The sequence below is a fragment of the Streptomyces sp. NPDC030021 genome (genome assembly GCF_055574035.1).
Genome location: NZ_JBVIAH010000010.1, coordinates 206,897 through 220,163, shown reverse-complemented (window position 1 = coordinate 220,163; position 13,267 = coordinate 206,897). Strand labels below are relative to the sequence as shown.

12 protein-coding genes are annotated in these 13,267 nt (G+C 74.2%); 9 read left to right on the top strand and 3 right to left on the bottom strand.

The genetic code is table 11. From position 1 onward, the window contains the following. Window positions 1-131 precede the first annotated feature (131 nt). From ACZ4YL_RS21585 to ACZ4YL_RS21575, 3 genes are all read right to left on the bottom strand, one after another. Window positions 132-365, bottom strand: coding sequence for a chaplin (locus ACZ4YL_RS21585; RefSeq protein WP_468118470.1), 234 nt, complete (start codon window positions 363-365; stop codon window positions 132-134). Window positions 366-617: 252 nt separating this feature from the next. Continuing rightward, window positions 618-1,028 carry a rodlin gene (locus tag ACZ4YL_RS21580; protein WP_373042056.1) on the bottom strand — a complete coding sequence of 137 codons (411 nt, stop codon included), beginning with the start codon at window positions 1,026-1,028 and terminating at the stop codon, window positions 618-620. A gap of 118 nt (window positions 1,029-1,146) precedes the next feature. Beyond that, window positions 1,147-1,401 (bottom strand): chaplin, encoded by a 255-nt coding sequence (locus ACZ4YL_RS21575; RefSeq protein ID WP_468118468.1) that lies wholly within the window; start codon window positions 1,399-1,401, stop codon window positions 1,147-1,149. A gap of 102 nt (window positions 1,402-1,503) precedes the next feature. On the opposite strand from ACZ4YL_RS21575, the gene ACZ4YL_RS21570 reads away from it, so the two are divergent. The 9 genes from ACZ4YL_RS21570 to ACZ4YL_RS21530 all read left to right on the top strand — a co-directional run bounded on the left by ACZ4YL_RS21570 (window position 1,504) and on the right by ACZ4YL_RS21530 (window position 13,266). Next, a complete protein-coding gene (locus tag ACZ4YL_RS21570) occupies window positions 1,504-2,667 on the top strand; it encodes a DUF3344 domain-containing protein (protein WP_468118466.1) in 1,164 nt (387 codons plus the stop codon). A 19-nt stretch (window positions 2,668-2,686) separates the two neighbouring features. Beyond that, complete coding sequence (locus ACZ4YL_RS21565) at window positions 2,687-3,883, top strand: glycosyltransferase (RefSeq protein WP_468118464.1); 1,197 nt, start codon at window positions 2,687-2,689, stop codon at window positions 3,881-3,883. Continuing rightward, window positions 3,880-5,403 (top strand): exopolysaccharide biosynthesis polyprenyl glycosylphosphotransferase, encoded by a 1,524-nt coding sequence (locus ACZ4YL_RS21560; RefSeq protein WP_468118463.1) that lies wholly within the window; start codon window positions 3,880-3,882, stop codon window positions 5,401-5,403. The genes ACZ4YL_RS21565 and ACZ4YL_RS21560 overlap by 4 nt, the downstream gene beginning before the upstream one ends. Continuing rightward, window positions 5,403-6,869 carry an O-antigen ligase family protein gene (locus ACZ4YL_RS21555; RefSeq protein WP_468118461.1) on the top strand — a complete coding sequence of 489 codons (1,467 nt, stop codon included), beginning with the start codon at window positions 5,403-5,405 and terminating at the stop codon, window positions 6,867-6,869. Before ACZ4YL_RS21560 ends, ACZ4YL_RS21555 begins: the two co-directional genes overlap by 1 nt. Then, window positions 6,866-9,169 (top strand): murein biosynthesis integral membrane protein MurJ, encoded by a 2,304-nt coding sequence (murJ, locus tag ACZ4YL_RS21550; protein ID WP_468118459.1) that lies wholly within the window; start codon window positions 6,866-6,868, stop codon window positions 9,167-9,169. The genes ACZ4YL_RS21555 and murJ overlap by 4 nt, the downstream gene beginning before the upstream one ends. Next, on the top strand, window positions 9,159-9,935 hold the full coding sequence (locus tag ACZ4YL_RS21545; protein WP_301370335.1) for a polysaccharide deacetylase family protein: 777 nt from the start codon (window positions 9,159-9,161) through the stop codon (window positions 9,933-9,935). Before murJ ends, ACZ4YL_RS21545 begins: the two co-directional genes overlap by 11 nt. Next, a complete protein-coding gene (locus ACZ4YL_RS21540) occupies window positions 9,932-11,200 on the top strand; it encodes a glycosyltransferase (RefSeq protein WP_468118456.1) in 1,269 nt (422 codons plus the stop codon). The genes ACZ4YL_RS21545 and ACZ4YL_RS21540 overlap by 4 nt, the downstream gene beginning before the upstream one ends. A 72-nt stretch (window positions 11,201-11,272) precedes the next feature. After that, a complete protein-coding gene (locus ACZ4YL_RS21535; RefSeq protein ID WP_468118454.1) occupies window positions 11,273-12,127 on the top strand; it encodes a YveK family protein in 855 nt (284 codons plus the stop codon). After that, a complete protein-coding gene (locus tag ACZ4YL_RS21530; protein ID WP_468118452.1) occupies window positions 12,124-13,266 on the top strand; it encodes a GNAT family N-acetyltransferase in 1,143 nt (380 codons plus the stop codon). Before ACZ4YL_RS21535 ends, ACZ4YL_RS21530 begins: the two co-directional genes overlap by 4 nt. Window position 13,267: the final 1 nt, after the last annotated feature.

Below are 13,267 nucleotides of genomic sequence, written 5' to 3'. Positions count from 1 at the left end.
GTTTTGGTTTGTTTTCTTAGTGTGGTCGGATGAGGGGGGGGGGGGGGGGGGGGGTTGTTCCCCCCCCCCCCCCCCCCCCCCCCCCCCCCCCCACCCCGAGGAGGCTTGCCCTTGCGGGCACAAGCGCTTCGTCAGGCGTTGACGCAGGTGTTGCCGAACGCCGGGTTCAGCAGCGCGATGATGTTCACGGTGTTGCCGCAGACGTTGACCGGGACGTGCACCGGCACCTGGGCCAGGTTGCCGGACAGGGCGCCGGGGGAACCCACGGCCTTGCCTTCGGCGGCCGCGTCGGCCATGGCGGGAGAGGCGGCACCGGCGAGCATGAGAGCGCCGGCGGCCAGCACCACTGCCTTCTTGTACGTCATTTTGATTTCTTTCCTTCCCGCAGAGGCGTGTCCACTGCAGAAATAACAACGAGCGGTCCGGGAAAAAGAAACCGCACATTTTCGGCGGCCCGCCGGTAATTCACCCCGATGCCCGGTCCGATGTCCGGACCGAATTTCTGGTGCCGACGGATTTGTATCGACAATTCCGGGGCCGGGGAGCGTCCCGGCCCTACATGCGGCGAGGCCGCCGCGACCCGGTGGGTGCGACGGCCTCGCTGGCGCGGGCCTCGGTCAGCTGCCGTTCGAGACGTTGCCGGAGAGGACCGGGATGTTGTCCAGGATGTGCGAGAGGGCCTCGTCGCCCTTGGCCTGGGTGGAGTTCTCGGTGCACTGCTGGTTCTGCGGGCTGGACAGGACCGGGATGTCCTGGACGCCGATGTTGACCAGGGCCAGCACGGACTGCACGTTGGCCTTGGCGGGCAGGGCGATGCAGGGCTTGTTGAAGGAGCCCTGGATGAGCGCCATCTGCGGGCTCATGTTGCCGTAGGTGGCCTGGTTGCCGTAGATCTGCGCGGCGCCGTTGCCCTGGACGGTGTTGACGCCGTTGTCGTTCCCGATGGCCATCGCCTGAGGCGCCATGGCGGCACCGATGCCCACGACCGAGGCGGCAACCGCGGCCGAGGCCATCATCTTCTTGATCATTGTCGTCCCTTTTTTGCAGGATTGCCCGGTAGTGGAGCACCCGGATCAACGCCGCCGCCCCGGTTCGGGTTGCGTGGCTTCACTCGGATGCGGGCGTTTCGGGCAGCGCGGTTGACGATCAGGCGCTGACGCAGGTGTTGCCGAACGAGGGGTTCAGCAGGGCGATCACGTTCACCGTGAGGCCGCAGGCGTTCACCGGGACGTCGAGGGGCGCCTGGAGCAGGTTGCCGCTCAGGACGCCGGGGGACCCGCCGGTGAAGCCGTGGGCCGTCGCACCGTCCCCGCCGTGCGCGGAGGCGAGGCCCGCGCCGCCCAGCAGCGCGGCGGCGCCCGCGACGGCGATGGCGGTGCCGCGCACCAGCCTCTTCTTCATCTCCGTTTTTCCTTTCGGCTCGAACGGTGGTGCAACCGATAACGACCCGCCCGTTGCGAGGGTGCGTGCTATCGCCCAAAAGGCCGTACGAGCGAGTCCGGCGTGATTTCCGGCCTGATTTCTGACAAAGTTCACTCCTGTTTTGTCCCCTTGATCGAAATTGGAGACAGGGTCATGGGTTCCTCCCGCAGAATCCTCGGCACGCTCGGTCTGCTGTCCTGCCTCACCCTTTCCGTGAACGCCCAGACGGCGGGGGCCGCGGCTCCCGCTCCCAAGGAGCTGCCCCGGATTCCGTTCACCCAGCGCTACCAGGCCGTGCAGCACGGCGGGCTGGTGCGCGCCTCCAACTCCGGCATCAGCTGCCGCAAGGAGCAGTCCCCGCAGGCCGAACCGTGCGCCGAGGTCAAGAAGGGCGCGGCCGGGGTCAACAGCGACTTCGAGATGTTCTACAGCGAGGTCGACAAGGACCCGGACACCTACAACTCCACCCGGGCCGAGCTCAAGGTCCCGCAGGGCGCGAAGGTCTCGTACGCCCGCCTCTACTGGGGCGGGAACCTTCGGGTGGGCGAGCAGAAGCCGCCGGAGGACGACGGCCGGGTGCTGGTCGCCGAGCCCGGCGGCGCGTACAAGGAAGTCCTCGCCGACACGGTGATGGGCCACCGGACGGACGCGGGCAGCGATGCCTACCAGGCCTCCGCCGACGTGACCCCGCTGGTCCGCAAGGGTGGCGCCGGCATGTGGACGGTGGCCCAGCTCAACATCGCGATGGGCCACTCCGACGTGGGGGCCTGGGGCGGCTGGACGCTGGTCGTCGCCTACGAGCACCCGCAGGAGCCGGTGCGCCGGATCTCGGTGTGGGACGGCTTCGAGTCGATCGCCGCCCGCGGCGGGGACGGAACCGTCGAGATCGAGGGCCTGGACGCGCCGGCCGGCTCCGCGGGCCGGGTCGGGGTGGTCGGGTACGACGGGGACCGGGGCATCCTCGGGGATTCACTCACCGTGACGGCCGACAGCGGTCGCCGGGTGAGTCTCAGCGATGGAGAAAATCCTTTTAATGATGTTATGAATTCCACGATCACGGAATTCGGCAATCAGTCGTTCGTGCGACAGCCCGAACATATGAATAATCTCGGATATGACGCGGACGTCTTCGACCTGAGTCCCGCCCTGTCCGGTGGTGCCCGCAGTCTGAGCTTCAGGTTCACGGGTGAAAGTCAGGGTCATTTCCTCGGCGTGCTCTTCGTTCAGACAGACGCGCGCCGCTGAACGTAGGAGACCACTCCACGTGCCCAGTCAGCCTCGGGCGGCACAGCCCACGACCGTCCTCCACCTCGTACAACCCGTCGACGGCGGTGTGGCCAGGGTCGTCACCGACCTCGTCCGCGCACAGACCGCCGAAGGGCTGCGCACCGTCGTCGCGTGTCCGCCCGGCGGCACGCTCGGCGACGCCGCCCGGGCCGCCGGGGCCGAGGTGCTCACCTGGAACGCCGGGCGGGCCCCCGGGCCCGGACTTCCCGCCGAGATCATCGGCGCCCGGCAGGTGCTCCACCAGGTGCGGCCCGACCTCCTGCACGCCCACAGCGCCAAGGCCGGCCTGGCGGGCCGGCTCGCCGCGCGCGGGAGCCTGCCCACCGTCTTCCAGCCCCACGCCTGGTCCTTCGACGCGGTCGGCGGGGCCACCGGTGCGCTCGCGCTGCGCTGGGAGCGGTACGGGGCCCGCTGGGCCGACCGGGTGCTCTGCGTCAGCGACGCCGAACGCCGCGCCGGCGAGACCGAGGGGATCACCGCCCGCTGGTCGGTGATCCGCAACGGCGTGGACCTGGACCACTTCCGCCCCGGCGGACCGGACCCCGACCGGGACCGGGCCCGCGCCCGCACCGAACTGCCGCTGCCCACAGGCTTTCCGGGCGACGGGCCGCTCGCGGTGTGCGTGGGCCGCATCTGCCTCCAGAAGGGGCAGGACATCCTGCTGCGGGCCTGGCCGGAGCTCCTCGCCACCGTCCCCGGAGCCCGCCTCGCCCTCGTCGGGGACGGCCCCGACACCGAACGGCTGCGCCGCATCGCCGCGCTGTCCGGCACCAGCGTGCACTTCGCGGGCGCCGCCGCCGACATCCGACCGTGGCTTCGGGCCGCCGATCTCGTTGTACTGCCGTCGCGGTGGGAAGGCATGGCGCTCGCCCCGCTCGAAGCCATGGCCTGCGGCCGCCCGGTCCTGGTCTCCGACGTCAGCGGCGCCAGGGAGAGCCTGCCGCCGGGCCAGGGACGCCTGTGCCTGGTGCCGCCGGAGGACCCGACGGCCCTGGCCGAGGCCCTGGGACGGCTGCTCGCCGAGCCGCGGCTCCTCGCCGAACTCGGTGAGCAGGCCCGGCAGCACGCCCGGACCGACTTCGACGTGCGGCGGACCACGGACGCGGTCACCGGCCTGTACCACGAACTGCTGGGCAGGCCCCGGCCCTTGAACCAGGAGCGCATCAGCCGATGACGATGGACAGCGCACCCGCCCGGCACACCGGGCAGGGCGGCACGGGGCCCACCGGCGGAGGCGCCTTCGCGCCCGCGCACCCCGCGGCGGCCCGCCGTTCAGCGACCGCCATCCACCCCCCGCGCGGGCCCAGGGCCGACCAGGCCCGCTCCGCCGTACGCCCCCGGCGCATCCGCCGTCGCGGCCGAATGCTCCCGCTGCTCACCGCGGACGCACTGGCCGCCGTACTCACCGCGACGACCCTGCCCGCGACGGCGCTGCCCGTCCTGTCCGCGGCCCCCGTCCTGCTCGCCGCGCTGCACGCGCAGGCCGGGCTCTACCGGCCGCGGCTCGCCCCCTCCGCACTCCTCGAACTGCCCGTGCTGGCCGGGCGGTCCGCCGTCCTGTGGTGCTCGGTCGCCGCCGTCACGGCCGCCGCCGACCCGGCCCGGGCCATGGGCTGGAGCGCACTGCTCACCGCCGTCTGCCTGCAGGTCGTCCTGGCGTGCGCGGGCCGCGGCCTCGTCAACCAGCTCCAGCGCCGCTCGGCCGTACGACGGCCCGCCTCCGCCCTCGTCGTCGGACCCGGCGCCGGGGCGAGCGCGGTGGCCGCCGCCCTGCACGGCCGCCCCGAATTCGGGCTGCGCCCGGTGGGACTCGCCGACATCGCGGCGCCCGCCGAGGGCGACGGCGGCGGCGCCCTGCCGCTGCTCGCCACCCACGAGGACATCCGGCGCGCGGTCATCCAGAACTCCGTCGGGCACGCGGTGTTCACCCGCCCCCCGGAGGCCGACGAGCGCACCGCCTCCCTGGTCCGGCTCTTCCACGACCACGGCTGCCGGCTATGGCTCGCCGACCCGGCCGGCACCGCCAAGGTCACCGGCATGCGCGTGGCGCAGCCCGCGGACCAGCTCTGGGGGTACGCCGTGCAGCCGCTGCTGCCGCGCCCGGCCCGGCCGCTGGAGCGCTGGGCCAAGCGGGGCATCGACACCGTCCTCGCCCTGATCGCCCTGCTCGCCGCCGCACCCGTGATGGGGGCGTGCGCGCTGGCCGTACGGGTCTGGGACGGGCCGGGGGTGATCTTCCGGCAGGAGCGGGTCGGCCTGTACGGGCGCCCCTTCACCCTGCTGAAGTTCCGTACCCTGCGCGCCGACGAGCACGAGGCCGCCACCCGCTGGACGGTGGCGGGCGACCGCGGGATGAGCCCGGTCGGGTCCTTCCTGCGCAAGTCCTCGCTGGACGAGCTGCCACAGCTGTGGAACGTCGTACGCGGCGACATGGCCCTGGTCGGGCCCCGCCCCGAACGGCCCTTTTTCGTCGCCAAGTTCTCCACCGTGCACCCCGGCTACGAGGCCCGGCACCGGATGCCCGTCGGCATCACCGGCCTCGCCCAGATCAACGGCCTGCGCGGGGACACCTCCATCGAGGACCGGGCCCGCTTCGACAACCACTACATCGACACCTGGTCGCTGTGGCAGGACCTGTGGATCCTCGCCCGCACCGCGGCCTCCTTCTTCCGCTTCCGGCTGGGGGGCAGCTGATGAGTCTCGCCGTACCGGGCCGGTGGATCCGGCCGGACGCGCCGGATCTGCTGCGCCGGCACTGGCCGCTGCTGCCGCTCGCCGCCACCGTGCTGTTCCTGCTCGCCCCGCTCCCGGCGGGGGACGCCACCGCTTCCGGGAAGGTCGGCCCGGCCGACGCCGCCTCGCTGCTGCTGGTCTTCGTCTGCGCGGTGCAGGCGCTGCGCGGCCGGGTGCGGGCGCTGACCCCGCTGGGTGTGCTCGTGCTCGGGGCGCCTGCCGTGGGCCTCGCGGTCGCCACGATGACCGCGGGGGACCCGTACGCGGCCCTGCCCGGCTTCGTGCGCTACCTGCAGGTCTTCGTCCTGGTGCCGGCGGCCGTGGTGCTGCTGGTGCAGGGCGCCGCGGAGTTCCGGCTGGCCGCCGGGTGCTTCGTGGTCCTGGCGCTGGTGCAGGGCGCGGTGGGGGTGGTGCAGTACGCCACCCACACCGGGGCCTCGTACCAGGGCGAGGACGTCCGGGCCGTCGGCACCTTCGGCCCCGGTGACGTCATGGGCATGGCCACCGTCGTGGCGTACGGGCTGATCGTGGCAACCGCCGCCGGGCTCGCTCCGGGGCTGCCGCGGCGCGTCCGGCGGATCGCCGGGGGCTGCGCACTGGCGCTGGTGCTCCCGCTGGTGCTGTCCTTCAGCCGGGGCGCGTGGATCGCCACCTTCGGGGCGGCGGTGCTGGTGATGGCGCTGGCCGGGATCCGGCGGGCCCTGAAGGTGGTTGCCGCGCTGGCCGCCGCCGGGGTGGTCCTGGTCGGCGGGCTGGGGGTCGGCTCGGAGATGGTCGCCGAACGGCTGACCTCCATCACCCAGGTCTCCAGCGCCCCCGACCAGTCGGTGACCGACCGCTACACGATGTGGGCCGCCGCCGAGTCGATGTGGCGCGAGCGGCCGGCGGTGGGGGTGGGGCTCAAGGGCTTCCCGGCCAACCGGGACGGGCACGCCTCGCTGGGCCTGTCCTCCGGCAGCGACACCGGCGGCGCCGGCCAGGCGTACCTGCGCCAGCCGCTGCTCTCCCCGCACAACATGTACCTGCTGATCCTGAGCGAGCAGGGCCTGATCGGGCTGCTCGCGCTCGTGGGCGGCTGGGCGGCGCTGCTGGTCGCGGGGCTGCGCCGGCTCGGCTCCGGCGGGGGCGTGGGCGCCGGCGCGCGGGACTGCGGGCTGATCGCGATCGGGCTGTTCGTGTGGCAGCTGACCGACTTCCTCTACGCGGACATCGGCGGGCCGTCCACGGTGCTGACCGGAGTGATCATCGGCCTGGCGGCCTGGTGGGCGCTTCCCTCCCGGGGGGTCGCCGGTCCACTGCGTGGGGCGGCCGTGGTTTCCGCGGTCGCCTCCGGTGCGGGTCCACTGCGTGGGGCGGCCGCGGCTTTCGGGGGCGCCTCCGGTGCGGGTTCACGGGGTAGGGCCCCCGGGGTTGCGGCTCGCCCGTGACGGGCACCACGCCTTGGCGGCCCGCCTCCGGCTCCCCGGCCGGGGCGGGCCACGCCCGTGTCCCGGGCGCCCCGGACTCCGGCCCCTCACGCGTCCCGGCGGACCCCGGCTTCGCCGGCCGCTCGCGGAACGCAGCCCTGCCCGGGCGGCCGGCCGGCGGGGCCGATCCGGCCGGACGTCCCGGCGTGGCCGGGTACCCGCGGAGTGTGCCCGTGACGGGGCGGGCCGCCGGCCCGGCGGACCCCGGCTTCGCCGGCCGCTCACGGAACGCGGCCCTGCCCGGAGGGACCGGTGCACAGGCCGCCGGGGATCCGGGATTCGTCGCCGCGGCCGCGCCGCTCCCGGCGGATCCCGGGTTCGTCGCCGGGGGGCTCCCGGGCGGTAAGCCGGGCACGCGCAGGCGCGTGTTCGGCTCCGCCGGATATCCGGGCGGAGCCCCGGCCGACGCCCCCGAGGCCCGGGCGGGCGGTCTTGCCGCCACCCCCGGCGGGAGCCGGGCAGCGGGCGAGCTGTCCGAGCCTGCCGTCCTCGGAGGAAGGGGTCGGCTGCGCCATGCCCGCCGGGCGGGCGAACTCTCCGCCACCCCCGGCGGGAGCGGTCCCGGCGGGAGCGCCCTCGGAGGAAGGGGCCAGCTGCGCCATGCCCGCAGGGCGGGCGAACTCTCCGCCACCCCCGGCGGCAGCGGTCCCGGCGGGAGCCAGCCGCTCGGGCGGTTCCTGGCCAAGGCCGCCGCCGTCACCGCCGGACTGACCGCCGCCGGGGCGGTGTTCGGGCTGGTGCGCGACCAGACCATCGCGCACCTCTTCGGGGCCGGGCACGACAGCGACGCCTTCCTGATCGCCTGGACCGTGCCCGAGATGGCCTCGACGCTGCTGATCGAGGACGCCATGGCGCTGCTGATGGTGCCCGCCTTCAGCCACGCCCTGGCCCGGCGGGCCGCCAGCCGGGCCGGGCTCACCCGCAGGGAAGCCCGCGCGCAGGATCCCGTACGGCTCCTGGTGGGGGCGACCCTGCCGCGCCTCGTCGTGTTCCTGGCCGCCGTCGCCTCCCTGCTCGTCGTGGCCGCGCCGGCCGTCGTCGCCGTACTCGCCCCCGGCCTGCCCGACCCCGCACTGGCCGTCGAGTGCACCCGGCTCACCGCGCTGACCGTGCTCTCCTTCGGCATCGCCGGATACTTCAGCGCCGCGCTGCGTGCGCACAGGTCCTTCCTGCCGCCCGCCGCGATCTACGTCTCGTACAACGTCGGCATCATCGGCACGATGGTGGCCCTGCACGCCCTGTGGGGCGTCCGGGCCGCCGCCGCGGGCGTCGCGGTCGGCGGGTTCCTGATGGCGCTCGTCCAACTGCCCGCCTTCGTCCGGAACGTGGGCTTCGGCCCGCCCCGCGCGAAGAAGGCCGCCCCGCGGAACCAGCGCGACCGGGACCGCCCCACCCTCATCGCCTTCGGGGTCATCGCCCCCGTGATCTTCTTCGCGGTGTTCCGGCAGTCGCAGGTGCTCGTCGAGAGGTTCCTGGCCGCCTCGCTCCCGCCCGGGGCGATCTCCCATCTCAACTACGCGCAGAAGGTCGCGCAGATGCCGATGGTGCTCTCGCTGATGATCTGCACCGTCACCTTCCCCGTCGTCGCCCAGGCCATGGCCGGGGGAGAGCGGGAGAAGGCCCGGCGGCGGGTGGAGCAGGACCTGGCGCTGGCCTCGCTGGCCGTCCTGATGGGCACCGCACTCGTCATCGGCTACGCGCCCCAGATCATCCAGGTCCTCTTCGAACGCGGCGCCTTCACCCATGCGGACACCCTCGCCACCGCCTCCGTCATGCGGGTCTACGGACTCGGACTCCTCGGCCACTGCCTCGTCGGGGCACTGTCCCGGCCCTTCTTCTCGACCGCCCGGCCCACCTGGTTCCCGGCGTTCGCGATGGGTGCCGGACTGCTCGTCAACGTCGTGGCCGGAGCCTTCGCCGTCGGCTGGTGGGGCACCTACGGCATCGCCGCCGCCAACGCCGCCGGCATCTCCACCACCGCCGTCCTGCTGCTCACCGGCCTCGGCTCCCGGATCATCGCCATCCAGGTCCGCCGGGTCGCCGTCAGCATCGGCCGGCTCGCCGTCGCCGCCGTCGCCGCGGGCGCCACCGGCTGGATCGCCGGCCCGATGATCCCCGACCCGATGGTCAGCGCCGCCCTCGGCTGCCTCCTGGTCCCGGCCATGTTCGGAGCCACCGGCATGGCCATACGCGCCCTCGAAGTCACCGCCCTGCCCGGTCAGATCTCCCAGCTCACGCAGAGGTTCCGCAATGTCCGCTGACACCGACACGGCCCCCGCCGCCGTGGTGGTCCCCACCCGCCGGACCGCTTCGCCGTGGGTCCTGATGTACCACTCGGTCGCCGAGTTCACCGACCCCGCGGAGGACCCGTACGGGATCACCGTCACCCCGCTCGCCCTGGAGGCGCAGCTGCTGTGGCTGCGCTCCCGGGGCCTGCGCGGGGTCTCCGTCGGGGAACTGCTGCGGGCCCGCGCCGCCGGGCGCGGAGCCGGGCTGGTCGGGCTGACCTTCGACGACGGATACACCGACTTTCTGACCCATGCGCTCCCGCTGCTCAGCCGCTACGACTGCACCTCCACCCTGTTCGTGCTGCCCGGGCGGCTCGGCGTGGACAACGTGTGGGACCCGCTGGGCCCGCGCAAGTCCCTGCTCACCGCCGAGGGCATCCGCGAAGTCGCCGACGCCGGACAGGAGATCGGCTCGCACGGACTCCTCCACCAGGACCTCACCGCGACCGCCGACGACGTGCTCCAGCAGGAACTGCGGGGCAGCCGCGACCTGCTGCGCGAGCTGACCGGCACCCTGCCCGAGGGGTTCTGCTACCCGTACGGGCACCTCGACGCCCGGGTCGTCGACGCCACCCGGGCCGCCGGTTACGGCTACGCCTGCGCCATCGACCCCGGACGGCTCGCCGGCCCGCACGCACTGCCGCGTACGCACGTCAGCCAGGCCGACGGCGGCGCCCGGCTGCGGATCAAGCAGCTCCGCCACCAGGTGCGCGAGCTGCGGCGCGGGGTGCAGCGGTGAAGACGCTCCAGTCGGTCAAGGCCCTGCACATCATCACCGGACTCGGCGTCGGCGGCGCCGAACAGCAACTGCGGCTGCTGCTGCGCCACATGCCGATGCAGTGCGACGTGCTGACGCTGACCAACCCCGGGCCGGTGGCCGAGGGGCTGCGCGCCGACGGGGTCCGGGTCGTTCACCTGGGCATGCGGGGCAACCGGGACCTGGGGGCGCTGCCCCGGCTGGTTCGGTTCATCCGGCGCGGCCGGTACGACCTCGTGCACACGCACCTGTACCGGGCCTGTGTCTACGGGCGCCTCGCGGCCCGGCTCGCGGGCACCGGAGCGACCGTGGCCACCGAACACTCCCTCGGCGAGGGCGAGATCGAGGGCAGGCCGCTCTCGGGCGGGGTGCGCACGCTGTATCTGGCCAGCGAACGCCTGGGTTCGGCCACCGTGGCCGTCTCCGACACCGTGGCCGCCCGGCTGGAGGGGTGGGGGGTGCCGGCCGCGCGGGTGCACGTCGTACCGAACGGGATCGAGGCCGTCCGCTTCCGCTTCGACGAGGGCGTCCGGCGGGCCACCCGGGCCCGCACCGGGCTGCCCGAGCGGGCCTTCGTGGTCGGCGGGGTCGGCAGGCTGGTCCCCGGCAAGCGGTTCGACGTCCTGGTGCGGGCCGTGGCCGCGCTGCCGGGGGCGCATCTGCTGCTGGCCGGGGACGGGCCGGAGCGGGCGGGGCTGCGCCGACTGGCCGCCGAGCTCGGCGCGCAGAGCCGGATCCACCTGCTGGGGGAGCGGGATCCGCTGGGCGACAGCGCGGACGGCCGCACCCCGGGCATCCCGGCGCTGCTGGCCGCCATGGACGTGTTCGTCTCGCCGTCGCGGGAGGAAGCCTTCGGGCTCGCCGTCGTGGAGGCCCTGGCCGCCGGTCTCCCCGTCCTGCACGTGACCTGCCCGGCCATCGACGACCTGCCCGCCGCGCAGGCCCCCGGGGCCCGGCGCATCGGCACGGGCACGGAGGAACTGGTCGCGGCGCTGCGGGGCCACATGGAGGCGGGCGCGCGCCGGCTGCCCCCGCCGCCGGTGGTCCGCCGCTACGACATCGCCCGCAGCGCGCGGCAGCTGCTGGACGTGTACGACCTCGCCCTCTCGGCCGCGCCGGGCGCCGCCGGGACGGCCGGGGGCCGCGCCGCCGCCGGCCCGGTGCCGGGCGCCGGCGGCGCAGCCGTCGTCGGCGCCCGGCGCGAGCCGGTCGGGCCCGGACCGGCGGAGCCGACCGGCACCGGCTGATCCCTCCCCCTGTCCGAAGGGGTCCCGACGGGACCCGAAGAACGCCCCTCCACCCAGGAAGCGAGCACGTCCATGGCCGACACGTCCGAGAAGAACCCCGAGAAGAACCCCGAGAAGAACCCCGAGAAGAAGGCCGAGAAGAAGGCCGAGAGCAGGTCCGAGCGGAGGGCGGACCACCGCTCCGAGCGGAAGGCGGACCACCGCTCCGAGCGGAGGCCGCGCCGCCGGAAGCTGTCGGCGCCCCTGTGGTGGCCGCTGCCCGCCTGCGCCCTGCTGGGGCTGGCCGCGGGCGGGGCGTACGGGGTGCTCAAGACCCCCGAGTACGCCGCCACCAGCTATGTCGTCGCCGTTCCCGACGACACCACCGAGCCGGCCACCGCCCTCGGCTTCGCGCAGGCCTACGCCCGGATCGCGACCAGCAGTTCCACCCTCGCCTACGCCCAGCCGCGGGCGGGCATCAGCGCCGCGAAGCTGCGTACCCAGGTACGGGCCGAGACCTCACCCGAGTCCCCGATGATCGCCGTCACGGGTATGTCGAAGAGCCCCGCCGAGGCCGCCGACATCGCGAACGCGGTCGCCGACGCGCTGTCCCTGAGCAGCAATCAGGCCGCCAAGAACACCGGTGTCCAGCTGCTCCTCTTCAACCAGGCGGTCGCCCCGTCCGAGCCCGCCTCCCCGTCCGCCGCCATCAGCGGCGCCGTCGGGATGTGCGCCGGCGGGCTGCTGGGCGGACTGTGGCTGCTCGCCCGGCCGGGCCGCGCGCGGCGCTCCGAGGACAGCGAGACCGGGTCCGTGGCCGGGTCCGCGGGCGGCTCCCCGGTCGAGGCCTCGGTGGAGGCCGCCGCCCCGTCCCCGGTCGAGGAGTACGCCTCGCTGCCCGCACAGGGTGAGCCGGCCTCGGCCAAGGAGAAGGAGTCCGTTCGATGAGTCCGGGCTCCGCCGGGGCCCTGTCGGTGACGCTGTGCCGCGACCCCCGGCAGTTCGCCGCGCTGGAGGAGTCCTGGAACAGGCTCTTCCGCGGCTGCCCCACCGCCACCCCCTTCCAGAGCCACGCCTGGCTCCACTCCTGGTGGCTGTCGTACGGCAAGGACGGCCGGCTCCGGATCGTCCTCGTCCGGCGGGGCGAGGAGCTGGTCGGCGCGGCCGCGCTGATGCTCGTACACCGGCCGATGCCCCTGCTGGTGCCGCTCGGCGGTCCCATCACCGACTACTTCGACGTGCTCGTGGCGGCGGAGTACGCCGACCAGGTCGTCCCGGCGCTGGCCCGCGGGCTGCACCGGGCCGCCCGCGGCGCCGTCGTGGACCTGCGGGAGGTACGTCCCGGAGCCGCCGCCGAGGAGCTGTACCGGCAGTGGCCCGGGGTCTCCAGCATGCTCGCCGACTCCACGTGCATGGAGCTGCCGACGCTGCCCTTCGACGAACTGGTCAAGCGGATGCCGGCCTCCGGCGCCCAGCGCGTCCGGGCCAAACTGCGCAAGACCGACGCGGCCGGGATCGAGGAGCACGAGGTCACCGAGCAGGAAGTGCCGCGCGCCGTCCGGACCCTGCTGCGGCTGCACGAGAAGCAGTGGCGCGGCCGCGGGGTGACGCCCGAGCACCTGCGGCCCCGCTTCGCCGAGCACCTGACCCGGGCGACGCGGCGGATGGTGCGGGCGGGGGAGAGCCGGCTGACGGAGTTCCGGCTGGACGGCAAGGTGGTGGCGGCCAACGTCACGCTGCTGTCGGCCGGGCTCAGCGGCGGCTACCTGTACGGGGCCGACCCCGACCTGCGGACGCGGAAGGTGGACGTCGCGACGCTGCTGCTGCGCTACGAGGCGGGGCGGGCGCTCGCCGAGGGCCGGCCGGTGGTGAGCTTCCTGCGCGGCAACGAGCCGTACAAGAACCACTGGCGGCCCGAAACGGTCGTCAACCGGCGTTTCCTGCTGGCCACGGCGGCGCTCGCGCCCCTGCTGCGCGTACACGAGTCGCAGGTGACGGGGCGCGAGCGGGCGGTGGACGTACTGCGGGAGGCGCTGCCGGCCGCCAGGGACTGGCGGGCGCGGCTCAACGAACTGCGGGTGCGATGAC